The sequence below is a fragment of the Armatimonadota bacterium genome, assembly GCA_016223145.1.
Classification (GTDB): Bacteria; Armatimonadota; Fimbriimonadia; order Fimbriimonadales; family Fimbriimonadaceae; genus Nitrosymbiomonas.
Window position 1 is genome coordinate 359,901 of the sequence record JACRPN010000005.1, and the last position, 26,086, is coordinate 385,986.

The 26,086-nt window shown below is 61.1% G+C and carries 25 protein-coding genes and 1 tRNA gene; 17 read left to right on the plus strand and 9 right to left on the minus strand.

Features of this window, described 5'->3' with window-relative positions; genetic code table 11:
* Positions 1–15: 15 nt before the first annotated feature.
* The 8 genes from HZC36_03915 to HZC36_03950 all read left to right on the plus strand — a co-directional run bounded on the left by HZC36_03915 (position 16) and on the right by HZC36_03950 (position 5,559).
* Complete coding sequence (locus tag HZC36_03915; protein MBI5706118.1) at positions 16–234, plus strand: DUF378 domain-containing protein; 219 nt, start codon at positions 16–18, stop codon at positions 232–234.
* Between the two features lie 38 nt (positions 235–272).
* Entirely contained in the window at positions 273–770 is a 498-nt protein-coding gene (locus tag HZC36_03920; protein ID MBI5706119.1) for a fasciclin domain-containing protein, read from the plus strand.
* Positions 771–840: 70 nt separating this feature from the next.
* Positions 841–1,347: a hypothetical protein gene (locus HZC36_03925; GenBank protein MBI5706120.1), complete on the plus strand. Its 507-nt coding sequence runs from the start codon at positions 841–843 to the stop codon at positions 1,345–1,347.
* A gap of 89 nt (positions 1,348–1,436) precedes the next feature.
* Complete coding sequence (locus HZC36_03930; GenBank protein ID MBI5706121.1) at positions 1,437–2,396, plus strand: NmrA/HSCARG family protein; 960 nt, start codon at positions 1,437–1,439, stop codon at positions 2,394–2,396.
* Positions 2,397–2,427: 31 nt separating this feature from the next.
* Positions 2,428–2,793 carry a tryptophan-rich sensory protein gene (locus HZC36_03935; protein ID MBI5706122.1) on the plus strand — a complete coding sequence of 122 codons (366 nt, stop codon included), beginning with the start codon at positions 2,428–2,430 and terminating at the stop codon, positions 2,791–2,793.
* A 118-nt stretch (positions 2,794–2,911) separates the two neighbouring features.
* Positions 2,912–3,418 (plus strand): hypothetical protein, encoded by a 507-nt coding sequence (locus HZC36_03940; GenBank protein ID MBI5706123.1) that lies wholly within the window; start codon positions 2,912–2,914, stop codon positions 3,416–3,418.
* On the plus strand, positions 3,418–3,873 hold the full coding sequence (locus HZC36_03945; GenBank protein ID MBI5706124.1) for an SRPBCC family protein: 456 nt from the start codon (positions 3,418–3,420) through the stop codon (positions 3,871–3,873). The genes HZC36_03940 and HZC36_03945 overlap by 1 nt, the downstream gene beginning before the upstream one ends.
* A 144-nt stretch (positions 3,874–4,017) precedes the next feature.
* Positions 4,018–5,559, plus strand: a complete 1,542-nt coding sequence (locus HZC36_03950; GenBank protein ID MBI5706125.1) for a sulfatase — start codon at positions 4,018–4,020, stop codon at positions 5,557–5,559.
* Here the strand turns inward: HZC36_03950 and HZC36_03955 are convergent.
* Positions 5,507–6,856, minus strand: a complete 1,350-nt coding sequence (locus HZC36_03955) for a sulfatase (protein MBI5706126.1) — start codon at positions 6,854–6,856, stop codon at positions 5,507–5,509. The two genes, HZC36_03950 and HZC36_03955, sit on opposite strands and share 53 nt — an antisense overlap.
* Positions 6,857–6,954: 98 nt before the next feature.
* On the opposite strand from HZC36_03955, the gene HZC36_03960 reads away from it, so the two are divergent.
* The 3 genes from HZC36_03960 to HZC36_03970 are packed head-to-tail and all read left to right on the plus strand — an operon-like array spanning position 6,955 to position 11,079.
* Entirely contained in the window at positions 6,955–8,301 is a 1,347-nt protein-coding gene (locus HZC36_03960; GenBank protein MBI5706127.1) for a sulfatase, read from the plus strand.
* Between the two features lie 19 nt (positions 8,302–8,320).
* Positions 8,321–9,586, plus strand: coding sequence for an anaerobic sulfatase maturase (locus HZC36_03965; protein MBI5706128.1), 1,266 nt, complete (start codon positions 8,321–8,323; stop codon positions 9,584–9,586).
* A 29-nt stretch (positions 9,587–9,615) separates the two neighbouring features.
* The gene (locus tag HZC36_03970) at positions 9,616–11,079 is read left to right on the plus strand and encodes an arylsulfatase (protein ID MBI5706129.1); all 1,464 of its coding nucleotides are present in this window, start codon (positions 9,616–9,618) and stop codon (positions 11,077–11,079) included.
* A 103-nt stretch (positions 11,080–11,182) separates the two neighbouring features.
* On the opposite strand, the gene HZC36_03975 is transcribed toward HZC36_03970, so the two are convergent.
* From HZC36_03975 to HZC36_03985, 3 genes are all read right to left on the minus strand, one after another.
* A complete protein-coding gene (locus tag HZC36_03975; protein MBI5706130.1) occupies positions 11,183–12,103 on the minus strand; it encodes a metallophosphoesterase in 921 nt (306 codons plus the stop codon).
* Between the two features lie 82 nt (positions 12,104–12,185).
* Complete coding sequence (locus HZC36_03980; protein ID MBI5706131.1) at positions 12,186–12,782, minus strand: NADH-quinone oxidoreductase subunit C; 597 nt, start codon at positions 12,780–12,782, stop codon at positions 12,186–12,188.
* Positions 12,779–13,213, minus strand: coding sequence for an NADH-quinone oxidoreductase subunit A (locus HZC36_03985; GenBank protein MBI5706132.1), 435 nt, complete (start codon positions 13,211–13,213; stop codon positions 12,779–12,781). Before HZC36_03985 ends, HZC36_03980 begins: the two co-directional genes overlap by 4 nt.
* Positions 13,214–13,249: 36 nt before the next feature.
* Between HZC36_03985 and rsmA the strand changes: the two genes are divergently transcribed.
* The 6 genes from rsmA (at position 13,250) to HZC36_04015 (ending at position 20,476) form a co-directional block, all read left to right on the plus strand.
* The gene (gene rsmA / locus HZC36_03990) at positions 13,250–14,095 is read left to right on the plus strand and encodes a ribosomal RNA small subunit methyltransferase A (protein MBI5706133.1); all 846 of its coding nucleotides are present in this window, start codon (positions 13,250–13,252) and stop codon (positions 14,093–14,095) included.
* Entirely contained in the window at positions 14,082–15,044 is a 963-nt protein-coding gene (queG, locus tag HZC36_03995; GenBank protein ID MBI5706134.1) for a tRNA epoxyqueuosine(34) reductase QueG, read from the plus strand. The genes rsmA and queG overlap by 14 nt, the downstream gene beginning before the upstream one ends.
* A 244-nt stretch (positions 15,045–15,288) precedes the next feature.
* Positions 15,289–16,602: a xylose isomerase gene (xylA, locus tag HZC36_04000; GenBank protein ID MBI5706135.1), complete on the plus strand. Its 1,314-nt coding sequence runs from the start codon at positions 15,289–15,291 to the stop codon at positions 16,600–16,602.
* A 171-nt stretch (positions 16,603–16,773) separates the two neighbouring features.
* Positions 16,774–18,006: a M20/M25/M40 family metallo-hydrolase gene (locus tag HZC36_04005; protein MBI5706136.1), complete on the plus strand. Its 1,233-nt coding sequence runs from the start codon at positions 16,774–16,776 to the stop codon at positions 18,004–18,006.
* 1,082 nt (positions 18,007–19,088) lie between these two features.
* Complete coding sequence (locus HZC36_04010) at positions 19,089–19,799, plus strand: hypothetical protein (GenBank protein MBI5706137.1); 711 nt, start codon at positions 19,089–19,091, stop codon at positions 19,797–19,799.
* Positions 19,796–20,476: a DUF4166 domain-containing protein gene (locus HZC36_04015; GenBank protein MBI5706138.1), complete on the plus strand. Its 681-nt coding sequence runs from the start codon at positions 19,796–19,798 to the stop codon at positions 20,474–20,476. The genes HZC36_04010 and HZC36_04015 overlap by 4 nt, the downstream gene beginning before the upstream one ends.
* Before the next feature lie 119 nt (positions 20,477–20,595).
* On the opposite strand, the gene HZC36_04020 is transcribed toward HZC36_04015, so the two are convergent.
* The 5 genes from HZC36_04020 to HZC36_04040 form a co-directional block, all read right to left on the minus strand.
* Positions 20,596–20,671: transfer RNA gene (locus tag HZC36_04020), tRNA-Ala, on the minus strand.
* A 320-nt stretch (positions 20,672–20,991) separates the two neighbouring features.
* Positions 20,992–23,049 (minus strand): tetratricopeptide repeat protein, encoded by a 2,058-nt coding sequence (locus tag HZC36_04025; GenBank protein ID MBI5706139.1) that lies wholly within the window; start codon positions 23,047–23,049, stop codon positions 20,992–20,994.
* A complete protein-coding gene (locus HZC36_04030) occupies positions 23,046–23,270 on the minus strand; it encodes a MerR family transcriptional regulator (protein ID MBI5706140.1) in 225 nt (74 codons plus the stop codon). Before HZC36_04030 ends, HZC36_04025 begins: the two co-directional genes overlap by 4 nt.
* A gap of 201 nt (positions 23,271–23,471) precedes the next feature.
* The gene (locus tag HZC36_04035; protein MBI5706141.1) at positions 23,472–24,518 is read right to left on the minus strand and encodes a M42 family metallopeptidase; all 1,047 of its coding nucleotides are present in this window, start codon (positions 24,516–24,518) and stop codon (positions 23,472–23,474) included.
* 195 nt (positions 24,519–24,713) lie between these two features.
* On the minus strand, positions 24,714–25,955 hold the full coding sequence (locus HZC36_04040) for an MFS transporter (GenBank protein ID MBI5706142.1): 1,242 nt from the start codon (positions 25,953–25,955) through the stop codon (positions 24,714–24,716).
* Positions 25,956–26,086: the final 131 nt, after the last annotated feature.

Consider the following 26,086-nt stretch of genomic DNA (forward strand, 5'->3'; position numbering starts at 1 on the left):
GACAAGGACAAAAACATGAAAACGCTCGACATGCTCTCTCGCATCCTCGTCATCGTCGGCGGGCTCAACTGGGGCCTCGTCGGCATCGCCAAGTTCGACCTCGTCGCCACCCTGCTTGGTGCCGGCAGCGCGCTCGCCAACATCGTGTACGTGCTGGTCGGAATCTCGGCCGTAGTGCAAGCGATCCGACTAACCGGCGCATCTTCTGCACCTGCATCCGCTCACGCCCACTGACGCCTCATCGTCAGACCCAATCCAAAGGAACAACTAACATGAAGAAAATCATCCTCAGCATTGCCCTGGCCGGTATGGCCGTCGCCGCTTTGTCGTCTATGGCTTTGAAGCCCTCTCCCTCTGCAGACATCGTGGATACGGCGGTCGCCTCCAAGCAATTCCCCACTCTTGTTGCCGCGGTGCAGGCCGCCGGACTTGTCGAGGCCCTCAAGGGCAGCGGACCGTTTACCGTCTTCGCCCCGACCGAAGAGGCTTTCAAGAAGCTGCCCAAGGGCACACTGGAGTCGCTGCTCAAGCCTGAGAACAAGGCCAAGCTCGTCGCGATCCTGAAGTACCACGTGGTCCCGGGCAAGGTCATGGCCGCAGACGTTCTCAAGCTGAAGAACGGCACGGAAGTTCCGACCCTTCAGGGCCAGTCTGTCAAGGTCAAGAACAAGCACGGCGTTCAGGTCAACAACGCCAAAGTCGTCAAGACGGACATCGAGTGCAAGAACGGGGTCATCCACGTGATCGACACCGTCATCCTGCCGAAGTAACCGCTACGCAACACCCACCCCGACCCTGCAGCCCGGCCGATCGGCCGGGCTCCCCTCTTCAAGGAATGCCATGAACACAATCATCACCCTCATCGCAGCTGTGGCCCTTTCCCAGCTTCCGAAGGACGCAAAGACCCTGAATCTCGGTGACGGCTACTCGCGTGTCGAGACGGCGTCCTACCTTATCGAGGTTCCCGCCGGGTGGGAGGTCTCCGAAGAGACACCCTGGGGCCAGCGCAAGGCCCATCCCAAGGGAGCCGAAGGAGAGTTGGGAGTCATGACGGCTCCTCCCGGAGGCCAGAGTTGGGATCAGCTCTATCAGACTTCTCTCTACTTCATCCTTCGCGAATCGAAAGGCAAGCCCACGCCGTATCGGCTCGGCAAAACGGCGAGCGGATTGGAGACTGCCTCATTCGAAGTGCTCGATGACCAAGGATTCGCCGCCAGGCGTTTCGTCCTGATGCGCGGCAAGGACGGCCGACTGTTGGCGCTTTCCGTAAAAGTACCCACCCGAAATGCCGACAAGGAGTGGTCCAAGCACTTCGATCGATTGGCAGCCACCGCCAAATTCAAGTAGCTGGCGGTTTCGCCTGCAAGCCAGATGACGTAACTGAAAGAGGAGCTTCAAGCAAGTCCAGAAGAGCCTCGTTGAAGGATCAATACCAAATGAAAGAAAAAAAGATCATCGCAGTCGTTGGCGCCACCGGCGCCCAAGGCGGGGGGCTCGTTCGAGCGATCCTGTCCGACCCGAACGGAGGTTTCGCAGTTCGCGCCCTAACGCGGAACGTGGAATCTGAGAAAGCCAAGGAACTCGCTGCTCTTGGCGCCCAGGTTGTTTCGGCCGATATGGAGGACGTTGAAAGCCTCAATCGGGCTTTCGAAGGCGCGTATGGCGTCTTCGGCGTCACGAACTACTGGGAGCACTTCTCGCCAGAGAAAGAACTCCGCCACGCGAGCAACATGGCCGAAGCCGCCAAAGCCACGGGCGTGCAGCACTTCGTATGGTCGACGCTTGAAGACACGAGACGTTGGGTTCCTCTTGACAGCGATCAGATGCCCACGCTCATGGGCAAGTACAAGGTGCCCCATTTCGACGCCAAGGGAGAGTCGGACCAGTTCTTCCGCGATCTCGGAGTGCCCACGACCTTTCTTCTCACCTCGTTCTATTGGGACAACCTCATCCACTTCGGGATGGGTCCGCAAGCCGGACCGGATGGTTCGTTGGCCATCGCGTTCCCCATGGACGACGCGAAGCTGCCCGGAATTGCATCCGAGGATATCGGCAAGTGCGCGTACGGAGTATTCAAGACTGGCTCTGCCATGATCGGCCAAACGGTTGGCATTTCGGGCGATCACCTTTCTGGTCGTGAGATGGCGGCCGCGATGTCCCAGGCTCTTGATAGGGAGATCCGCTTCTTCCCGATCACCCCCGACGCCTATCGCGCGCTCGGCTTTCCTGGCGCCGATGACCTGGGCAACATGTTTCAGTTCTATCGCGACTTTACCGAGGACTTCCGCGCAATTCGTAGTGTGGAGAACACTCGCAAACTCAACTCGGAGCTGAAGTCCTTCCACGACTGGCTAAAGGCTCATGGCTCCAAAATCCCCCTGCCGGTCAGCGCCTGAGGCAAAAACATGGGAATCGTGAGTGGCCTGATTGCGACCCTGGGCTCCGCCGGCCGGCGTGTTCGGGCCTGTATGGACCTTGCTGTACGTTCTAATGGCCGTCGCCGCTTGGCGGATCTATCGAAGCGGGTCGGCAAACACAAAATCCCTGCTCGGCCTCTTCCTCTTTCAACTTGGGCTCAACGCCCTTTGGAGTTGGACATTCTTCAAGTGGGAATCGGGCTTTGGCTCGATGATCACGATCGTTGCCCTTTGGGTTTCGATTCTTGCGACGATGATCGGCTTTTGGAGAGTGAACTTCGCTTCGGGAATGATGCTGATTCCATACCTCGCCTGGGTTTCTTTTGCTGCGGCACTGAATTGGGCGATCTGGAACCTGAATCGAGGGGCGCTTTAGGAATGAAGGACAAACGCATAGGAAAGAAGTTCGAAACTGCTACGGCAGTAGCCGTTGTTTGGTTCGAGGGACATTCGATATGTGCTGGCCGGCAAGAAGCGGTTGAGGGCCCGAGCCAATGATCGGGCGAGTGGTCGTCGTCAACGACAAGATGCAGCAGGGCTATATCTACGTCCTTCAAGAACCGGAGGGGCAGAACTTCGACCCTGACTTCCGGCCCGAACTGACCCCAAGAGAGATGCTCGAGCTTGGCGTCTTCGGCGGCAAATACATGACCGACTGCCGAGAGGAGTTCCCGTCCGACTGGTTCGAGAACACCAAGCTCTGCCAGGAGCGTCACGATCCAACGCTTAACTGCTTCGGCGTCAACGCTTCCAAGCCGCTCTCCTACTGGCAGGACAAGGGCTGGATATATCCGGAGGATCCACGCGGCTGGTTCCAGTGGTACTGCCGCTACTATATGGGCCGGCGCGGCGCCGATGACGCGCGACAGATCAAGCGCTGGCGGGCCATGAAACGGCACCTCGCCCAGCTCCAAAAACACTGCAGGCCCGGAGAGGCCAACTGCCGACGACGCCAAAGACAGGCGCTCCTGCATTGGGCGTACGACACGAGGCGGGTCTGATGCGAGTTCGGACCCTCTCCCGTGAAATCGTCGTCCCGGCGAGGCTGGAAGAGGTGTTCGAGTTCTTCTCAAACGCGGAGAACCTAGAGAAGCTGACCCCTGCCTCCCTCCGCTTTGAGATCCTCACTCCGATACCCATCGACATGAAGCCGGGCGCGCTCATCGAGTACCGACTGCGGCTAATCGGCGTCCCTTTCCGATGGCTGACAGAAATCACCGCGTGGGAACCAGGAGTTCGATTCGTGGACGTCCAGCGTGCGGGACCATACTTGCTCTGGGAACACGAGCACTTCTTTGAGGCGATTGAGGGAGGCACGGTGATTCGTGATTGCCTTCGCTTCGCCGTTCCCGGTGGACTCATCGAGCCCTTGATAACGCATCTCTTTGTTCGGCGCCAGGTCGAACGCATCTTCGACTACCGCGAACGCCAGGTCTTGGCGATACTTGGCGGCTGATGGGCCCATGACATAGCTCAAGTCGGTTCTTTGCTCAGGACGAACAAGATCCACGGCGGGCAGTTGTCCCAATCTCCTAAAGACGCCGGACCTCACATACCGTAGTTTTCGCCTCGCAGAGCCGACAAAGGGTATGGTCCGAGCATGCTCAGCCTTCTTGCCGCTGCGGCAGTGTGCCAGGCCCCTCCCCGGCCCAACATCGTCATGATCTTCTCTGACGATCATGCGCGACGGGCGATCTCAGCCTACGGGTCCCGGCTGATCGCGACGCCGAATATCGACCGCATCGCCCAAGAAGGCGTCCGGTTCGACCGGCACTACACGGCCAACCCCATTTGCGCGCCAAGCCGTGCCACGCTCCTCACCGGCAAATACAGCCATTTGAACGGAATAAAAGACAACGCCTCCACCTTCGACGGCTCGCAAGAGACATTTCCCAAGCTGCTGCAGGCGGCAGGCTACAAGACCGCGTTCATCGGCAAATGGCACCTTGCCTCCGATCCCACGGGCTTTGACCACTGGGAGGTTCTGCCCGGCCAAGGCGCCTACTACAACCCGGACTTCCTGACCCCAAGAGGCAGGGTCACCGAACACGGCTATGTCACCGAGATCATTAGCAAGAAGGCGGTGGATTGGCTTGAAACCACCGACGGTAAGCCGTTTTGCCTCTTGGTCGGACACAAAGCGCCTCATAGGAACTGGGTCCCTGGTCCAAAGCAGATGGCCCTCTTCAACGACCGGACCTTTCCTGAACCGCCGACTCTTCGAACCGGATACGAGGGCCTGGCCACCGCCGCCAAGTCCGTTAGGATGCGGCTCGACCAACACATTCGGCCTGCCGCGGACCTCTTGGTGGACACCGTCCCGCCGAGAATGGACGAGGCGCAGCGGGCGCTCTGGAAGCAGGCTATGGCCCAACAGGACGCCTCGTATAGGTCGCAGTTGGAGTCTTCTGGCGATCTCCTGGGCACCAACTACCAGCGCTACCTGAAGAACTACCTGCGGTGCGTAGCGGCCGTAGATGAGAGCGTTGGGGAGATCTATGGCTACCTAAACTCCCGAGGTCTGCTCAAGAACACCGTCCTCATTTATGCCTCGGACCAGGGCTTCTTCCTCGGGGAGAATGGATGGTACGACAAGCGCTGGTTCTACGAGCCCTCAGCGGGTACGCCCCTGGTCGTTCGCCCCGCTGGAGGGGCGAGGCGGTCCAAAGCAATGACGGTGGGCTCCCTGACGAGCAACGTCGACCTTGCTCCGACCCTCCTGGATCTGGCGGGAGTCGCGGTTCCAAAGACGATGCAGGGCACTTCGCTCAAGGCGATGCTCAACGGCCGCGGCGCTCGATCGAAGGATTCGGCGGTTTATGGCCACTTTTATGAGAGCGACGACGGCGACCATAAGGCGCCGAAGTATGTCGCGGTTACGACGGCTCGCCACAAGCTGATCTATTACTACGAACAGGAAGAGTGGGAGCTATTCGATCTCTCCCAGGACCCGAACGAGACAAGGAACCTGTGGCTGGAAGGCGCCTCGGGGACGGTCAAAGCCGAAATGCGCCGAAAGCTCCTCTCCCGGATGCGCGAGCTGGAGGAAGAGGAAGGCCTCATTCAAAGCGTCGAACGGGCGGCCCGGATCACCCCTCGACCTTTCCTGGGGGGCGCACTTCGGCACCCTTCGTCTTCGTGATCGCGTCTCCCAATTCTTTGCGCCCGATTTCGATCATCCGCAGCAGGCGCTGGACCACCTGCGGATGCTGATCGGCGACGTTTGTCGTCTCTGCCGGGTCCTTTTTTAGGTCAAACAGCGACAGTTCGATCTCCTGCGTCACCTCTCCGGCGGATTTGCCGTCGCGGCCTGCGGGCTCAGTCTGATGGCGATGCCTGTGTGGCACATGCAGCTTCCAGTCTCCGCTGCGGACAGCCTGCAACTGGTCGGGCCAATAATAGTAGAACCACTTCCAAGGGGTCCTCGCGCCCGGTTCGCCGGAGATAAGCGGCCGGATATCGTGCCCGTCGATCTTGGCCTCCGGCAACTTTGCCCCCGCAAGCGCGGCAATGGTGGGAAGCAAGTCCATGGTCGAGGCCACCTCGTCACACACGGCGCCGGCTGGGACCCTTCCCGGCCAGCGAAAGATCCCGGGTACGCGGAATCCGGCCTCAAACGTCGTGCCCTTGCCCTCTCGGAAGCCTCCCGACGAGCCGGCGTGATCGCCATAGGGACGCCAAGGGCCGTTGTCTGAGGAGAAAACGACGAGCGTGTCCTTGTCCAGGCCGGTCTGGCGAAGCGTCTTGAGGATCTCTCCAACCGACCAGTCGATCTCTTGGACCACGTCGCCATAGAGCCCGGCGCCGCTCTTTCCCAGGAAGCGCTCGCTCGCCGCGAGGGGCACGTGCGGCATGGAGTGCGGCAGATAAAGGAAGAAGGGGCGGTCTCGGTTGGCGCGGATGAACTCGGTGGCGATCCGCGTGTACTTTTGGGTGAGCTGGGCCGTATCGTCGAGCGTCTTCACCTCCTCGATCCGCTTGTCGTTTCGATAGAGCCACAGCGGAGGCCAGGCGTTTCGATTGGGCGGCCACATGTCGTGCGAATAGGGTAGGCCGTAGAACGTGTCAAAGCCTTGTCGGGTGGGAAGGAGGTTATTGACGCCGAGGTGCCACTTGCCCACGCACGCCGTGGCGTATCCGAGCGGCTTGAGGATGCTCGCAATGTTCGCTTCCCCGGGGTTCAGACCGGTCCTGGACTCCGGGCCGAGCACCTCCGGCACGCTGACACGCACGGGGTAGCAGCCCGTCATCAGCGCTGCCCGCGAAGGGCTGCACGCCGGTGAGGCGACATAGAAGCTGGTGAAGCGCGTCCCTTCCTTCGCCATCCGGTCGAGGTTGGGGGTCATGTAGGCTCTGTTGCCGTAGCAGCTTAGGTCCCCGTAGCCCAAATCGTCGCAGTAGATGACCACGAAGTTGGGTGGCCGAGAGGCCACCGTCATGGCGAGTGCGGCAAGCCCAAGGATCACGGGCTCATTCTACTGCGGCAGAAAGTGATCGCGGGAGGCGAGCTTTCGTCTATGCTGAAACGGGGAAGGATATGAGAAGCCTCAAGATCGCCGCTTTGGCCGCCATCCTCACGGTGGGAGGCGCGACGCAGCCCGGCGCAGCCGCTCCTGCTCATTCGAAAGCGGCCGCCAAGCCCAATATCGTGCTGATCGTGGCGGACGACCTAGGCTACGGCGAATTGGGCTGCTACGGCGGCAAGGAGGTCCCCACCCCGAACATCGACTCGCTCGCCAAAGACGGGGTGCGGCTAACCGACGGCTATGTGAGCTGCCCCGTGTGTGCGCCAACGCGAGCAGGCCTGATGACCGGCCGGTATGGCCCTCGATTCGGCTTCGAGCTCAACCCCGGCCCGCAGCAGAATGCCTCAAGCGGATTCGGCCTTCCGAAATCGGAGAAGACCCTGGCAGAGAGGCTGAAGGCAGAGGGGTACGCGACCGGAATGGTGGGCAAGTGGCACCTTGGCTACAAGGATGGCCTGACGCCCCCCGACCGCGGTTTTGACAGCTTCTTCGGTTTCCTGGGTGGCGCGCACAACTACCGAAGAAGCGGGCAAGGCGGCGCGATCTTGCGAGGAAAAGAGAAGACCACAGGGGCCGCCTACCTGACGTATGCCTTCGGGCGAGAAGCGGTCGGATTCATCGAGGCAAACAAGCGCCACCCGTTTTTCCTCTATCTTCCCTTCAACGCGGTGCATGCACCTCTTCAGGCGCCCACGCGGCTCGCCGAGAAAACGGCCTCGTTCCCAGAAGGTAAGCGGCGAACGTTCGCCGGCATGCTCATGGCGATGGATGAAGCGGTTGGCCAGGTCCTGGCTACGCTCAGGAAGAGCGGCCTCGACGAGAACACACTGGTGATCTTCATCTCGGACAACGGCGGACCCACCCCACAAACGACCTCCTCCAACGGGCCGCTACGGGGGTTCAAGGGCCAGACCTGGGAAGGCGGGATCCGGGTCCCAATGCTGGTCCGCTGGAAGGAGAAGCTCCCTGCTGGAAAGGAGTTTAGGGAACCGGTGATTGCGCTGGACATCGTGCCCACCGTACTCGGCGCCGCTGGCAAGCCGATTTCCGCTGATGAGAAGCTGGACGGGGTGAACTTGCTTCCCTTCTTAACCGGCGGCGACAAGGGCGCCCCGCACGATCTGCTCTATTGGCGCTTCGGCCAGCAGTACGCCCTCCGGGAGGGTGACTGGAAGCTGGTCACAGCGCAAGGAACGACGGACGCCCTGTTTGACCTCGCAAAGGACATCGCTGAGAAGAACAACTTGGCGGCCGACGAGCCCACGCGCGTTCGTGCGATGAAGGCCAAGTGGGAGGCCTGGTCCAAGACGTTGATGGCCCCAAAATGGGGTCGCAACAGCGGTAAGGTCGAAGACTGAACCTCGCCCCCATTCGCCCATGAACAAGCTCAAGTACGCCGTGCCTGCGGAAGCCGCCCGCAAGCCTCGGAGCTTTCACCTCCTTGCAAAGCCTACGGGCGCTGTCTGCAACCTCGATTGCACCTACTGCTACTACCTCTCCAAGGAGGCACTGTATCCGGGTTCGCCTTTTCGCATGTCCGACGAGGTGCTTGAGAGCTATGTCCGGCAACTCCTCGAGGCGGTCGAGGCGCCGGAGGTCCAGATCGCTTTTCAGGGCGGCGAGCCCACCCTGATGGGCCTCGAGTTCTTTGAACGGGCTGTCGAGCTTGCGAGGAAGGTTCGCCGAAGCGGGCAGACCCTCTCCTTCAGCCTGCAGACCAACGGCACCCGCATCGACGAGGCGTGGTGTGAGTTCTTCAAGCGAAACAGGGTTCTTGTGGGGCTCAGCATAGATGGGCCGAAGGACGTGCACGACACCTACCGCGTAAACAAGGGAGGGAAGGGCACGTTCGACAGGGTCCTGCAAGCCTGGAACGACATGAAGCGAACCGGGGTGGACGTGAACGTGCTCTGCACGGTACACGCGGCGAACCAAGACCGGGGGCTGGAGGTGTATCGCTTCTTCAGGGACGAATTAGGGGCAGAGTTCGTCCAGTTCATCCCGATCGTCGAGCGCGTCACCACCGAGAACGCCGTCCTTGCCGAGCAGGGCTGGCACACACGGCCCGGTGGCGAGCGTCCGCTCTACGAGCAGACGGGCTCAGCGGTGACGAGCCGATCTGTCAGTCCGGACGCCTACGGGCGGTTTCTCTGCGACATCTTTGATGAGTGGGTGCAGCGAGACGTCGGAAAGGTCTTCGTCCAGATGTTCGATGTGACTCTGGGGTCCTATTTCGGCCTACATTCCCTATGCATCTTCGCCCCGACTTGCGGCGAGGCTCTGGCGCTGGAGCACAACGGCGATCTCTATTCTTGCGACCACTTCGTAGAGCCGCGCTTCCGACTCGGGAACATCTTGGAGCGGCGGATGGCAGACTTGGTGGAACTGCCGCTTCAAAGGAAGTTTGGGCGCGACAAGCGAGACACCTTGCCGCAGATGTGCCGGAAGTGCGACGTGCGTTTTGCCTGCAACGGAGGCTGCCCAAAGGACCGCTTTGCCTGCACACCGGACGGCGAAGAGGGGCTCAACTACCTCTGCCCCGGATTCATGGCGTTCTTTCGGCACTCGAAGCCAAAGATGGAGCGCATGGCGGAGCTGCTGAGACGCGGAAGGCTCGCAGCCGAGATCATGAAGGAGGCCTGAGACCTCGCCGCCTGCGGTAAATTCCCTCCATGGTTCTTGGGCTCTTGCCGCTCTTGGCCTTTACCGTCGCGAATCGTCCCCCTAACATCATCCTCGTGATGGCGGACGACCTGGGTTTTGGCGAGCTTGGCTGCTTTGGCCAAACCAAGATTAAGACCCCCAATATCGACCGCCTTGCATCCGAGGGGGTCCGATTCACCCGTTTCTACTCGGCCAGCACCGTGTGCGCTCCCACCCGCTGCTGCCTGCTGACAGGCAAGCACACGGGCCATGCGGCGATTCGAGGCAACAAGGAGGTCGGCGGCTGGGGCCTGAATGAGGGCGAGGGCCAGGCGCCCCTTCCGACATCGGAGGCGACCCTCGCCGAAATGCTGCGACGGCGGGGTTATGCGACAGCCTGCGTCGGTAAATGGGGGCTCGGCGGTCCGGGCTCAGAAGGGCACCCACTCAAGCATGGCTTCGACTTCTTCTTCGGGTATCTGTGCCAGCGTCAGGCTCACAACTACACGCCGACCCACCTATGGCGCAATAACGACGTGTACCTTCTAGAACAAAACCGCTATTTTGCCGCCCACCAAAAGCTCCAAAGGGCGCAGGATGCCGACGCGGCGTTCGAACAGTACATGGGGCCCCAGTACGCCCCCGCCGTCACACACCAGCAAGCAGAAGACTTCATCAGGGACAACAGAGCGAAGCCATTCTTCCTTTACTATGCTTCCACACTGCCCCATGGTGCGCTCCAGGCGCCGAAGGAGTGGGTCGGCCGCTATCCGCGTGAATGGGATCCGCAGCCCTATCTTGGCCAGAACAGCTATCTTCCAAACCTGAGGCCAAGAGCATCCTATGCGGCGATGATCAGCTATCTGGACGAGTGCGTGGGCAAGTTAACGAAGCTCGTGGACGATTTGGGCCTCTCGGGAGACACGATGTTCCTATTCAAGGCGGACAATGGCACTGCCCCCAATGCCGGAGTGGACAGGGCGTTTTTCAACTCGCTTGGCGGGTTGCGGGGGATGAAAACGAACCTCTATGAGGGCGGAATCCGCGTTCCGTTCATCGCGAGGTGGAAGGGCCGTTTCTTGCCGGGAGTCGTGGAGGGTCGCCCTTGGGCAAGCTACGACGTCATGCCCTCGCTTGCCGAACTCTCGGGGGCGAGGATGCCTGCCGGTGCCGATGGAGTCAGCTTTGCTCCGCTGCTCAGAGGTGAGCAGCAGAAGAAGACTCATGAGTTTCTGTACTTTGAGTACCCGGAGGGATCTCAACAGCAGGCGGTGATCTCGCGAGATCTGAAGCTGATTCGTCCCAGCCTTAAGGGCGATCCCGGCAAGGCAGAGCTCTATGACCTGGAATCTGACCCAGGTGAAACGAAGGACTTGGCAGCTACCAGGCCGCGGGACGTCGAACGGCTGCTGGCGATCGCGAGAAGAGAGCACCGTTCCTCCAAGGCCTTTCCCATTGCAGCTCTCGATGGAAAGCCAACTCCCCGCCGCTAGTGCCGCGGGCATCATGCCCATGGATCCGGGGTTCCCCTTGCTTGGCCTTTTCGCCTCTCAACGTATCATGGGCATCTTGCCAAAAGACACGTCCGGTCCATCTTTAGTCGATGCGGCTTCTGGCCAAGAGCAGCTTTCTCGTCCGGAACGAGCCCAGCGCTAGGGTCTCCTGCTCCTCAAACCCATCCAGTTTGACCGAGCCATCGGCAAAAACCGACAGCCGGGAGAAGCCGCAGTTCGCGATTTCCGGCCCGTCGATCACAGAGCGCAAGACCGTATACGGGATGCCTTGGATCGTGCGCAGACGATTCTGATGAAAGTGCCCCTGAAAGACCGCGGCGACCTTCCCCGACTTGGTGAGGACCTGGCGGACCCGCTCATGGTTGCGCACGCTCATCGTGGGCATTCCGTCGAGCAACTGGTGCGAAAACACCACCACAGGCCCTTTGGCGCTGGAGAGCTGACGCCCAATCCAGTCGATCTGCTTTTCCGGGATGAAGCTGTCTTGCCAGTCGTATCTCCCCATGGCGTAGTCGGCGCCATCTGACCGGTGACAAGCGTCCAGGCACAGGAACCGGACCCCATTGATGTCGAAGGCCTCGTAGGTACCCGCCGACTTGGTGACTTCGGCATAACGGTCCTTGTCCATCCTGTTCAGGCAGTGGTTCCCCATGATGAAGTGGTAGGGGATTCCCGTCTCCAGGAACCGCTGCGCGACCGTGCGTGCGGCCATTTCCTCGGCGAGGTCGGTCTTGTGGGAGTCGATCAGGTCACCCAAGTGAACCAGTCGGTCGGGCGCCAGCGGAACCAACTTGCTGAGGGCGAAGTTCACCTTCGAGAGCGACGCACGGTAGCACCGCGACCCCATGTCGATCTTGTTGGCGTGGTGAATGTCCGTCAGGAGCCCGATCGTAGCAAGCGGCTTCCCGCCATCGAACGCAGCCCAGGCCCTCCCGGACGCGAGTCCGGCAAGAACAAGTGACCCCTGGCCCAGAAAGGCCCTACGCGATAGTCCTCCGCCCACCAATAGGCGCTATTGTAGGACAGGAATTCGCAAACGCAAAGAGATAGTACTGCTGAAAAGGTACTAAAGAACCCGCAATTCCCTACCTGCCGCCGACATCTTCAGTACCAGCCTTGCCTTCCCAGCTTTCGCCGGCGTGCGGCATCTGCAGGTCTTCGATCGCCGGTCCACGGTCTCCCTGGTCGAAGAGAACGTCCTCGCCTCCCAATGGATACTCCTTGCGCAAGGGGAAACCCACCCAATCGTCGGGAAGCAAGAACCGCTGCTTCTGCTCGTTGCCCTCGAATACCACGCCATAGAGATCCCACACTTCGCGCTCGGGATATTCGGCGCCAAGGTACACGGGCACCAAACTTGGCACCTTCTGGCCGTCGTCGACGCCCACTTTCAGAAAGAGCCGCAATCCAAGGTGTAACGAATACAAGTTATAGATGACCTCGAACCGCTCTGACAGGTCGCGTTCGTGGTCCCATTTGCTGTAATCCGCCCCAAGACACTCGCCGAAATAGGTGAACTGCATCGCCGGGTCGTTCTTGAGGAAATCGGCCACCTCGCGAATGCTCTCGCGGGCCACGCAGACAAAGGTGTCCCCACAGGATTCCTTCACCTTCAGCACCTTGCCGCCGAACTTGGCCTGAAGCGCCTTGACGTCGGGCCGATCCACTGCGGTCTGGCTCATGAGCCCGCTCCAACAGCCTGAGGTTCGGCGTCGGGCGTCGTGCCCTTGGCGAGCGAGACCGTATCATCCCATTCCAGCGCGCCAACGCGGATAGCGTAGACGTATCCGAGAACCCAAGTGGACATGTAGATCAGCACCTCGATGAAGCTGAAGACCTGAAACGCCGGGCTTCCGTGCTTGAAATAGGCCATCCAGCCCCAAAGGAACACGATTTCGATGTCGAACAGAACGAAGAGGATTGCCACCAGATAGAACTTGATCGGAAAGCGTTCGCGAGCCGACCCGATCGGCTGCACGCCGCACTCATAGGGCGATTCCTTGTACGGGGTGACTTTCTTGGGCCCCAGAATGGTGCTCGCCAGGATCATCACCACGCTGATCAGCCCAGCCACCAAGACCAGCATCAAGAGGCCGAGGTACCCGCTGTCCATTGAGTCGGAGTTTACCTACGGAGCCCATAATCTTCCATCGCACTGCTCGATCTCACCGAACGATCTCAGCTCCGCGTCTTTCTGGCAAAGCACGACCTTCGGGCCAGGAAGGGGTATGGGCAGCATTTTCTTTGCTCCTCGAAGGTCGTCCAGGCCATTCTCGCGGAACTCAATGGAATCGCCGGCGTGCTGGAGGTGGGTCCCGGGCCGGGGGTTCTGACCCAGGCTTTGGCAGACGAAATGCGCAAGGTGGCGGCGGTCGAGCTGGACCCGCGCATGGCCGGCGCGCTGTCAGAGTCCGCCCCGCTCGCCGAGGTGCTGATCGCGGATGCTCTCAAGGCGGACCTCAGCGGCCTTCTGGACCGGCTTCCCGCACCCAGGGCCATCGTCTCCAACATGCCTTACAACATCACGGGTCCTCTGCTGGGGAGGTTTGCAGAAGTTCGCGGCCAGATCGATCGCGCCGTGCTGATGATGCAGAAGGAGGTCGGTGACCGCATCCTCGCCGAGCCGGGCAGCTCGGACCGAGGAGCGCTAAGCGTGTGCCTGCAGGCGCAGTTCTCAATTCGCAAGGTCTGTGTCGTGCCGCCGGGGGCGTTCGATCCACCGCCCAAAGTGGACAGCATCGTACTGAGACTGATCCCTCGCCACTTGCAAGGCTCGGAGAACCAGGAGTCTCGGTTCTTTGGGTTGGTACGTGCCGGGTTTGCGCAGCCTAGAAAAACGCTCCTGAACAACCTGGGCGGAACGTACGGCAAGCCGGAGGTCGAGCGCCTGCTTGCTTCATTGGAACTAGATCCGAGAATTCGGCCCCACATGCTCGATCTCGAGCAGTGGCGTCAGGTTTCACGAGCTTTGGAGCCAACCGATGGGCAAGTTTGAGGTCTCGGTGTTGCCCAGCGCTTCAGTAAAAGCCTCTGCGCTGGAGTTGGGCTTCGCCACGGTCGGCATCTGCGATGCGGCGCCGTCGCCTGGCATCACCGCCTACGCCGATTGGCTCGCCAATGGGCGACATGGCACGATGAGCTACTTGGCCAAGAGCTCTGACCTTAGGGCCGATCCTCGCGCCTTGCTTCCGTCTTGCAGGTCCGTAGTCGCAGTGACGCTCAACTATGCCCAGCCCAATCCGCCAGTTCCCGGCCAGCCGCGCATCGCCACCTACGCCCTAGGCCGCGACTACCACAAGGTTCTGCGATCCAAGCTCCGAAAGCTGGAGAGATGGCTACAGGCCATGCATCCAGGAGTGGAAACGCGAGCCTGCGTGGACTCCGCGCCGATCCTCGAGCGCGATTTCGCCCACTTGGCGGGACTGGGCTGGTTCGGCAAGAACACCCTGCTCATCGACTCGCGCCGAGGCAGCTGGTTCTTCATCGGCCTGCTGCTGACGAGCCTGCACTTTGAGCCGGATCTTCCTTCGATGGGCTCCTGTGGAAGCTGCATGCGCTGTGTCGAAGCGTGCCCGACGGGCGCGATCATCCAGGAGAACAGAAGGTGGCAGGTGGACGCCCGCCACTGCATCAGCTACTTGACCATCGAGCACAAGGGTGACATCGAACCTGAACTGGCAGCGAAGATGGGAGCGTGGACCTTTGGCTGCGACGTCTGCCAGGAGGTCTGCCCCTTCAACGAGCCGCGCGCTTCCCAGCCGTTGCGGGCCGCAAAGGCTTCGGAGCCAGACTTCTTGACTGGGCGCGCGTGGCCGGGACTGAACGAACTCGCGCAGATCTCGCACGAGGATTGGGATGGTCTCACGAGGGGCTCGGCGGTTCGGCGAACGGGCTTACTGGGCCTCCGCCGCAACGCTCGGATCAACTTGGAAAATGAACGGTGAGACAGCCTCCCAAAAAGGGTTGCGATTCCGGGGACGGGTTGGCGCGGACTGGAGACCGCCCACCCTAAAAAGGCTGGGGTGAGCCCCGTCATCCGTCGCCCAAGCATCCATTCCTCAACCCGCATTCAGCAAGCCTCACCCACTCATCCACTCACCCTCTCACCCACTCACCCTTTCCCCCACTCACCGCCTCATCCCTCTCTCCCCGCCCTCCCAAGCCTTCCTCTGCTATGCTCAAGACGCCATGTCGTACTTCCCGGAAGTCCCATCCAAGGTGCCCTATGAGGGCAAGAGCAGCAAGAACCCGCTCGCGTTCAAGCACTACGACGCCGACAAAATGGTCGGCGGAAAGGCCATGCGCGACCACTTCCGGTTCGCGGTCTGCTATTGGCACACGTTCAAAGGCACGGGCCAGGACCCCTTCGGAGCACCCACGATGCTCCATCCATGGGCCATCGCCGCCGACCCGATGATTCGCGCTCGCGAGACGATGGATGCCGCGTTTGAGTTCTTCGTCAAGCTCGGCGTAGGGTTTTGGTGCTTCCACGACCGCGACATTGCTCCTGAGGGCGCGGACTTTCGCGAGTCCTGCGACAACCTGAAAGCCCTGGTGGACTACGCCGCCCAGAAGCAAACTGAGACCGGCGTCAAGCTGCTCTGGGGCACGGCGAACCTCTTCAGCCATCCGCGCTATCAGGCGGGCGCCGCGACCAACCCCGACCCTGAGGTCTTTGCCTATGCCGCCGCACAAGTCAAACACGCTCTCGACGCCACAAAGGCACTGGGAGGACAGGGCTACACCTTCTGGGGCGGCCGTGAGGGCTACGACACGCTCTGGAACACCGAGATGCAGCGAGAAAGAGCGCAGTTCGCCCGGTTCCTGCATCTGGCAGTCGACTACGCCGCGAAGATCGGCTTCAAAGGCCAGTTTTACATTGAGCCCAAGCCGATGGAGCCTACCAAGCACCAGTACGATTCCGACGCCGAAGCCTGCCTGAACTTCCTACGTGAGTTCGGGCTGATGGACCACCTGAAGCTGAACCTGGAAACCAACCACGCGACCTTGGCTGGGCATTCGATGGTCCACGAAATGCGCGCGGCCAGGGAGGCGGGCATTTTGGGCTCGGTGGACGCCAACGTCGGCGACGAACTGCTGGGTTGGGACACCGACCAGTTCCCGACCAACGTGTACCTGACGACCCAGATCATGCTTGAAGTGATGGCGATGGGCGGGTTCACGACCGGAGGTCTGAACTTCGACGCCAAGGTGAGGCGGCAATCGCACGAGCCGGTGGACCTTTTCCATGCGCATATCGGCGGTATGGACGCCTTCGCCCGCGGCCTGGAAATCGCGCACGCTATCCGCGAGGATGGGCGTTTGGAAGGGTTCGTCAAGCAACGCTACGCAGGCTGGGCCGACGGCTTCGGCAAAGACCTCTTCGAAGGCAAGGTCAGCTATGAGGCTTGCGTCGAAAGAGTTCTCGAGAAAGGCGAGCCGACGCGCCGCTCGGGCCGCCAGGAGATGCTGGAGAACCTGATCAACGAGTTTGTGCTGTAGCTGGTCGAAGCTCGCTTGGAATAAGATGAACCCATGTCGCTCTGGGCCCTTATTCCGATAGCCGCTAGCACTATTTGTGTTTCACAGGGGTCGCCTTCCCCTCAGTCTGCGCCAAGACCCGAGCCCATCCAGATTCGTCAGCGCGGACTAACCGACCTTGGGGCTTACGCGATGCTCCATGAACTCTGCACCAAGATCGGCGGGCGTGTCAGCGGCTCCCCTGAAGCGGAGCGAGCCGTGGCCTGGGTCGAGAAGCAGATGCGGACCATCGGCCTTGAGAACATCCAGCGGGTCCCCTGCATGGTGCCCCACTGGGTTCGCGGCAGGCCCGAGTCCGCCACGATGAAAGCCGCCGGCATCAAGACCAAGCTCGCGGTCTGTGCGCTGGGTGGGAGTGTGGCGACCCCCAGGGGCGGCCTTGAGGCCGATGTGATCGAGGTGCACTCGCTGAAGGAAGCCGAGGAGCTCGGCGAGCGGGGGAGGGGCAAGATCGTGTTCTTCAACCGGGGCTTTGATCCCACGCTGCCCGCAGGGCAATCCGGCTATGGCGGCGCGGTGGACCAGCGGACCAGCGGCGCTTCGGCGGCGGTGAAGTCGGGTGCGGTGGCGGTCTTGGTGCGCTCGATGACGCTGGCCGATGACGATGCCCCTCACACGGGCGCGATGAATTACACCGATCCGCGAAAGATCCCTGCCGCTGCCCTGGGAATCCAGAGCGCCAATAAGCTCAGCGCGGCCCTTAAGAAGGGGCCGGTTCGGGTGAAGCTGGAGATGTTCTGCCAGACCTTTGAAGATGCGCCCTCAGCGAGCGTGATGGGTGAAATCCGAGGTTCCGAGCTTCCAGACGAGGTGATCGTGATGGGCGGGCATCTGGACAGTTGGGACCTGGGCCAGGGCGCGCACGACGACGGCGCGGGGATCACTCAATCGCTCGAGGCTTTGAGGATCCTGAAGGTGCTCGGGCTCAAACCGAAGCGCACGATTCGGGTGGTCGCGTTCATGAACGAGGAGAACGGGCTTCGCGGCGCGACGTCCTATGCCGAGATGGCGAAGGCTTCACCCCAGAAGCACATCGCCGCCATCGAGAGCGACGCGGGCGGGTTTATGCCGAGAGCGTTCGGCGTCACGGAGAGCCAGCACGAGAGGGTTTCCGGCTGGCTGGAGGACCTGCGCCAGTTCGGGATCGAGCGGATCAATCGGGGTGGCGGCGGCGGGGACATCGGGCCGCTGGGTGCGCTCGGAACGGTCCTTTTTGGGCTGGAGCCGGAAGGCACGCGCTATTTCGATATGCACCACTCGCGGAACGACAACATCAAAATCGTCCACCCGCGCGAGCTGGAGTTTGGGGCTTGCGCAATGGCCTCGCTGGCGTGGTTGATCTCTCAGGAGGGGTTTGGCCGGTAGGGCGTTGAGGCGTTGGGGCATTGGGGCATTGGGGCATTTGGGCATTTGGGCATTAGGGTGTTAGGGCATTCCGCATATGGAATTCGTCATACAATCCTTGGCGAAGGGCGAAGGGCGAAGGGCGCTTATGCCCAAGCCGACGGAAACATCTCCTTGCTCCCGCAGGCATGGGTAGGTCCTTAGGGCTCCCCCCGGAATCCTCCAAATCCTTGAAATCCTTGGCCACTTCTGGGTTTTGAGGACTTTGGGACTGTTTGCCTCGCGATGATCCTCCCTTCGCTGGTGAGGTCATCTGAACTAGGTGGTCTGGCGAGCCCCTTGTCAACCGCAACGTCGTGTTTTCAAGCTCAGAACGCCCCAAGCTCGGGGAGAACTTGTGGCGGCTTCATCCGGACACCCCGCTAAAGCGGTGGTGGCACCCATCACCGGTTGCATAGAGTTTGGGGTGCCACCGGCCAAGAGTAGTCTTGTTTCCTATCTCATCCCCGATGATCGGGGCAGCCACCCGAATCTACAATTCCTCTGATTGCCCACCCGAAGGGTGGCCGCCGCCAAGTGCGGTTGCCTAGGATGTCGTTCCTAACTCCTATGTTCACCAGATTGTCCAAAAGTAGTACTGACTTCAATCTCAGCAGTCTGCGACTGCAGCCACCCGAATCTCACAATTGTTCTGATTGCCCACCCGAAGGGTGGCTAGCCGGTCGGTGGCCCAGGAGCCAGAGGCCCCATGCTTCCAGGTCGTGCCCGTCCTAAGGCGGGTCGTGCCGTCGTAGGCGTAATCCTGCTTGAGGAGCTTGGTCGAGGTGTAGCTTCCGCCCGAATAGGCGTCCCAATAGTGCTCGACGGCGTTGGCTCTGCCTGCGGGGTCATAGAGATAGCGTGCTCTGGCTCTGCGCGTGGCGGGGTGAGGTTAGTCCGTGGATTGAGGGCGTCACGATGAGACGGCCTCCAAGTGGGTAGCCACAAAACAAGAAGGCTAACAGCAGTCATGGCTCCCGCAACAATAGGCCACGAAGTGGCCGGCCGTCTCCGTTCGTGCTCGCAAGACCAAAGCTCCTTAGACCACGTACCTACTGATAGAGATGAGAGTGTTTACGCTCGGTTTGGCAAGAACGCCCGCGCTCCAGACGCTCTCCTCGCTCTATCGCCCGCCAACCGGTTCTACCGTTCCCGGTCTGATTTGCGCCGAGTGCCTCACACCCATGATGCTCGGGTCGCCAATCCTATCGCCCCAAAGGATGCAGCTTCACAAGCTCGTCATGTTCGCCGATTGGGCAAGCGAGGATGCTCTTGACGAATTCCTTAACACATCCAAGCTTGGGCAATACATCGTCGCCGGATGGCACGTCCGAATGACTTTTCTTCGCAGATGGGGATCCGTGCGCGAATTCGCCTCACTTCCAGAGTCCAGCGGTGAATCTGACGCCAATGCCCCCGTCGCTGCCTTCACTCTCGCACGAATGAGGCTCCCAGAAATCCCCAGGTTCGTCCATTGGGGGAGGCCCGTCGAAGCGATGGTCAGAGACAACCCGGAGGCATCCTACTCACTCGCCGCAATCCGGTATCCACGGACCATCGCGACCTTCTCCATTTGGAACTCTCAGCAGGCGATGCTCGACATGGTGAGGGGAAAGAGCAAGGTCGTCAGGCCGATGCGCCACTTCGAAGCCATGCAGGAGCGGGAGCGTCGTGACTTTCATCACGAGTTCACCACGCTCCGATTCCGGCCGCTCGCCGAATACGGAACCTGGGAGGGGCGATCCACGCTCTTGCCGACGGGGACAAGTGGATGAGCAAATCAATCTACTCTTTGGTTCTTGGAGAAGACTTCAGTCGGCTTCACCCGAAGATCCAAGAGCGTTTTGGGTTTGACAGCAGTTCCCGCAAGCGGGCCATCGGGCGCGGCACTATGGATCGGGTGTGGCACGGGAGGTTCTATACAATCCCGTTCCTCATGGTCGGCACTTGGCGGAACATCATGTTCCCAGAAAGGGGCGAAAACGTTCCGTTTACCATTGAGAATTGGGCCTATGTAGACTCTTTCGGGCGCGAAACCGTCACCGAACTTCGCACCTTCAGGTTAGGGCGGGAACGACGATTCGACGCCTACATGGTGAGAGATCCCATTCGCAACCAAGTGGTCGACTACTTGGGGACCCACCAGCATTTGGCCGTCGATCTTCACTTGAGCGTCGCCGAAAACGGAGGTCTTCGCATCGAATCTGGGGAGCAGCGGTTCTACGAAGGCCCGATTGCATTCAAGTTTCCAATGTTCTTTTCCGGAAGAGCCTGCGTTGATGTCTGGTTCGACGAAGAGATCCAGAGATATCGCATCGAGGTTGAAGTCAAGAACGAGTTCTGGGGCACTCTCTTCGGCTACGTCGGTACCTTTGATGTCGAATGGGAAGAAGTCGATCCCGCGGCCATCCCGAAGGGGATCCAGCCCAAGCGCGAGGAATCTCGGTACTGATTGTTGTCCAGAACCAACCGCAGCAGCTCAAGCTCGCCTTATTCATGACTCAGTGATGGCAGAACTCGGGACTATGTTGGCAGGGCGATGATTCACGACGCATCCCCAGGCCACTTGGTTGGTGGAGATTACGGGATTCGAACCCGTGACCTCTTGCATGCCATGCAAGCGCTCTCCCAGCTGAGCTAAATCCCCACTATGCGATTGTCTGCTGGATGGTCCCGTCCAACGTGACCTTCCCGATTCCATCGGGACGCTCTCCCAGCTGAGCTAAATCCTCACAACGGTGGGCCAGATTATGGCCCAGGATCAAGGGCGAGGTCAAGGACTCGCAGCTCTAGCCAATCAACCGACGATTCACCGGGACTTCAGACGAGCTCACGGTCTGCTTCTGGCATCGAGCATCCGTTCGCGCAAAGGATCGCCGGCACGGAACCTGCGGCTACGGACAATGGGTGGGTTCCTGTAGCGCAGGCACGGAACCTGCGGCTGCACGCCTTTGATATTTAGGCAACCTACGCCGCCGCTTCTGCCTCGGTGCTCACCAGGGCCAGGTTGTATTGCGCCTTTTGGTGCGAAGGCTGCAGGGTGAGCGTCTGTCGGTAAGCGGTTCTTGCCCCATCGAGCACCCCCATTTGCGCGAACGCGTTGCCCAACACGAACCACCCCTCGGCGTTGTCGGGCTGCAGCCGGAGGCCAAACTCATAGGCCTCGGCGGAGTCCACATAGGCCCCTAGGCGATAGAGGAGATCCCCTGTGTTGAAGTAGGAATTCGGGTTCGCGGGATCCTGCTCGATCGCTTCGCCATATCTGCGCAGCGCGCCGTCATTGTCGCCGGTTTCCGCGAGCGCGCGCCCCCAGTTGATGAGCAGCTCGCAGTTGGGCTCCTTGACTCTGGCATAGGCCTCATAGGCCTCGATGGCGTCGGCCGGCGTGCCGGCCTGCTCCAGGATCTGGGTCCAGGCGACCCAGCAGTCAAGTTCGGAGGGCCGCGCCTCCCAAGCCTGCTTGAAGCAAGCGGCCGCCTTGCGAAAGTCCCCCTGCTGCAAGGCGATTCGGCCCAAGGTCTTGGTCGCCGGTTGAGCAAAGTCCTCGTGCTTGGAGGAGGCTTCGATGAAGGCAATCGCTTCGTCGACCCTGCCCAGACGCTCAAGCGTGAGACCTTTGGCAAAGTTTGCCGGCGCAAACTGTGGGTCAACACCCAAGGAAACTTCAAGGTAGGCCAGCGCCTCTTCCAGCCTTCCAAGCTCGCTCAGAATCTGGCCCTTGATGGCGTGCCTCTTGTGGCGGAAGATGCCGTAGTCCCCGGTCAGGCCCTCGGGCCATTCCATCGCCAGGCACTCGTCGATGGCCTCCAGCGCCTGGTCAAACCGCGCCAGCTGAAGCAGTGCAAGCGCCCTTTCAAACTGGTTGAGGATCGTAAAGAAGTTCAGCTTTCGGCTCGCTTCAGTGGCTTCCAAAGCCTCTTCAGATCTTCCAGTGGCGTTCAGCCCAGAAGCCAGAATCTGATAGGCGAGCGAACCAAATGCGTTGCGTTCATGGATGAACTCGATGCACTTGCGCGCGGCCCTCACCGCGTCTTCGGGGCGCTTGGCCACGCTGTAGGCGTTCGCCAGGTTGAACCAGTGGAAGCTGTCTTCGGGCGATTCGTCGACCTCACGTTCGAGCATGCCGACGGTGCGGTCGATCTTGCGCTTTTCCTGCATGTCCTCCGGCGCGTAGCCGTAGTGGTTCAGGGTGACGTTTCGCAGCGTCGCGCTTGGCATTCCAAGCTGGTCGAAGCACTGGAGCACCTGCTCGTGAACGCGGCCCTCAAAGTGGACCTCCGGCAGGCGCTGGAAGATGCGGACGGGCGTATGGACATATTGCTGCCGGCCCTCTTTGTCCATCAGGTTCAAGATGCGGACGTAATAGCCGCCGAACTGCGGGCGGATCAGACCCTCGGCGATGGCGGTCCAGCTTCGCGGGTCCACCTCTTCGTCGGCGTCGATCCAGAGCACCCAGTTGCCCGTGGCCATGCGCAGGCTTTCGTTTCTGGCCGCGGAGAAGTCGTCACACCACTTGAAGAAGCCGATCTTGGCGTCGAAGGAGCGGGCGATCTCGATGGTGCTGTCGGTCGAGCCGGTGTCCACGACGACGATTTCGTCGACGTGGTTGGCGATGCTGCGCAGGCATCGCTCCAGGTGGCGCTCTTCGTTCTTGACGATTAGGCACGCGCTGAGTTTGATGCCGCACTCGCCGACGGGTTCGATGGCAAACTTGGAGACCTTCTCTGCGATGGCCCTGCCTTTGGCGTCGTCCACCTTCAGGCGGGCGGCCATCAGCTTGCGGCAGTGCGCATAGCGGTTCAGGATCTGGGCGAGCTCGCCAAAGCGCTCCGCGCCCACGGCGCGGTCGAGCAGGTTCGCAGCCTCGTCCTCGCGCTGAAGAAAGCAAAACACGATCGCGACCTCGCAGTTGAGGTCGGGATCATTTGGCGATTGGGCCAAGGCGGCCTCCAGAATCTGGAGCGCCTGTTGGTGCTCCTCGGTCTTGAAGGCGGCCCTTGCCCGAGCGATGGCGTCCTTGCTCATGCTACGCGCTCGCGGTAGAGCTGCTCAAGATGCCTTCTGGCGCCCGCGATGCTGAAGAGGTCGTCGCGCAGCAGCTTCTTGATGATGAAGACGGTCTGGATATCTTGCGGACGATAACGCCGCTGGCCGCCTTCGGTGCGCCCAGGCTCCAAAAACGACTCGAATTCGCGCTCCCAATAGCGCAAGGTATGGACTTCGACGCCGGTGATCCGGCTGGCCATGCTGATGCTAACGGGCCGTTCTGCCCTGGTTGGTCGTCGCTCGATGGTCATTCCCGACAAAGTTCACTCCCCGGTGATGGTTCCAAGGTAAGTGATCGGCAGGTTCCCGGTACTTTTGCAGGGGTGGGAGGGGTTGAACGACTCTCCGGGTCAAGGCAGGCTCGTTTGGGGGGAGCGGATTCCGCTGTCGGGGGACCGCGCCTACTCCTCGACGATGTATTCGGCGATGAGGAGGGCTGTGTCCATCAGGGCGTCGACGTGGGTGCGTTCGTAGCCGTGGCTGGTGTCCACACCCGGGCCGATCAGCGCGACCTCGGCCTTGCCGCCTCCCCGCCAATAGACCGAGCCGTCGCTGGTGTAGTACGGATAGACGTCGGGACGGACCTCGATCCCCGCGCGGTCGGCGAGGTTGCGCATCTTTTCGGTCAGCGGGCGGCTGTAGGGCCCGGACGAATCTTTGACGCAGACCGAGCAGTGGAACTCATCGCTCTGAAGGCCCTTGCCGATGGCGGCCATATCCACGACGACCAGCTCAGAAAGATCGTCCGGCAGGCCGTCAAGCCCACCATGGCCCACCTCTTCGTAGTTGCTGAAAAGGATCGTGGTGTTCTCCGCGGGAGTCACCCGAACATCGCGGATCGCTTTGATCGCGGCGAGGATGCAAGCAACTGCCGCTTTATCGTCGAGGAACCGCGAGCGGATAAAGCCAGAGCCTGACTGCTCCACACGGGGGTCGAAGGCGACGAAGTCGCCGACTTCGATGCCAAGCAAACGGGTTTCATCGGCGCTCGAAGTGCGCTCATCGAGCCGGACTTCCAGGTTCCCGTCGTTTCGGGCCGCCGAGGTGGCTTCTTTGTTGACATGGGCGGCTCCGTTTTCAAAGACGATGGAGCCGCGGATTTGTCGGCCTTGGCGGGTCTCGATGGTTACTCCCTCGCTTTCGACCGTGGGCCACATGACTCCGTTGAGCGCGGTCAGCCTAAGCCGTCCGCTGGGCTTGATCTCTTTGACCATCGCGCCCAGGGTGTCCACATGCGCGGTAAGCCCTCTCGGCTTGCGGTAGCTCAGACCCTCCAGGTGGGCGATCAAAGCGCCTTTCTGCGTGCGCTTGCAGTCCACATCCAAGCTGAGCAGCTCTTGCTCTACGAAGCTGATTGCCCAGTCCGTCGAGCCGGTGGGGCTCGGTGTGTTCAGCAGGTCGATGAGGACCCGGGTGAGGTAGTCGATGGAGATTTCGAATTGGGACAAGGGCGGCTCCGAGGTGCTTGAGTGTTTACCCGATGGGTGGTGCGGAGCATTGCCCGTCGCGCTTCATATCGCGGGAGCCTCAGGGTCTCCCACCCCAACCCCTCCCCTCCCGACAAGCCGGGACTCGGAAGGATTTACGAACCAAAACGAGGGAGGGGCTCAGACAAATCGCCCATCGCGCATCGCGTCAGTTCTCTATCCAGAGTCGTGCTGGTAGTTCACCAGCGCCTTGGCCCGCGACCAATGCGCGGCGACCAACAGGCACATTCCGCCGCCGATCACGATCGACACGCGCTCGCCCCAAAAATGGGCAACCGCGCCGGCCTCGAAGTCGCCCAATTGAGGACCGGAGATGTGGAACAGGCTGCTGGTGGCGTTCATGCGGCCGCGGATTTCGTCAGGCGTCGCGAGCTGGCGGATGGTCTGGCGCATCACCGTGCTCACCATGTCCGACGCCCCCACCGCCGCCAGGCTCGCCATCGCCATCGGCAGGCTCTGCGAGAACCCGAAGGCGATCGTGAAAAGCCCGTAGAAACCGATCATGCTCACGACTAGCCGCCCCTGCCGGTGGACCGTTGGCATCCAGGCCAGCGCAGAGGCCGCGATGAGCGCCCCCAGGCCCGAGGAAGCCGCCAGCAGCCCATAGCCCCGCTCATCCAGCTTGAGAATTGTGGTGGCCATGGCGGGCAGAAGCGCCTCGGCGCCGGAGCAGAAGGTGGCCCAAAAGTCCACCCACATCGCGCTGCGAAGGGCGGGAGTCCGGTTGACGAAGCGCAGACCCTCCTTGATCCGCGCGATCACCTCGGCGGCGGTCTTCGCCCTGTCTCCCTCGTTCTCCGGGAGGCACGGCGGAAGCATCCACACGGCGATCAGCACGGCGAAGAAGGAAAGGAAGTTGAAACCATAGCCCAGGGCAATTCCGGACACGCCCAAGATTCCTTTCCAGCCGATAAAGACCCCCGCGAGCACGGGACCGAGCACCTCTGAAAGCCTCCATACGACGCCATTGAGGCTTGCTGCGTTGGGGAAGTGCTCCTTTGGCACCAGCCTGACAACCATCGCTTGGCGGGCCGGGCCGTCGAAGGCGCGTGCGACCGAGCTGAGCGCCACGATCGCATAGAGGCCCGCGACCGTGGCCCAGCCCAGGGCGGCCATCAGGCAGAGCGCCAAAGAAACCAGCGCCATGCCGCTCTGGGTGAGGAGCATCACCTTGCGCCGGTCCGCCTGATCGGCGAGCACGCCTCCGAAGAGCGAAAGTGAAACCAGCGGCACCACCCGCACCAAGCCAAGCAGCCCGACCATCAGGGAGCTTCCGGTCAGGTGGTAGACGTGCCACGAGATCACCCACGTCTGAACGTATGCGCCAACGTTCGAAACGAAGCTTCCGGCCAGGTAGCCGCGAAAGCCGGAGTGTCGTAGGGCAGGAGGGAGTGGCATTGGGGCTGGAGTAGGTCCCCGATACTACTCCGTACGGGGCTTTGCCTTGCTGGCCAGGATTGGCTTCGCCAACCAGTGGGGCAACGCAACACACCCCTCCGGCTCAGCCGGGAGGGGTGTGTCTTTCTTGA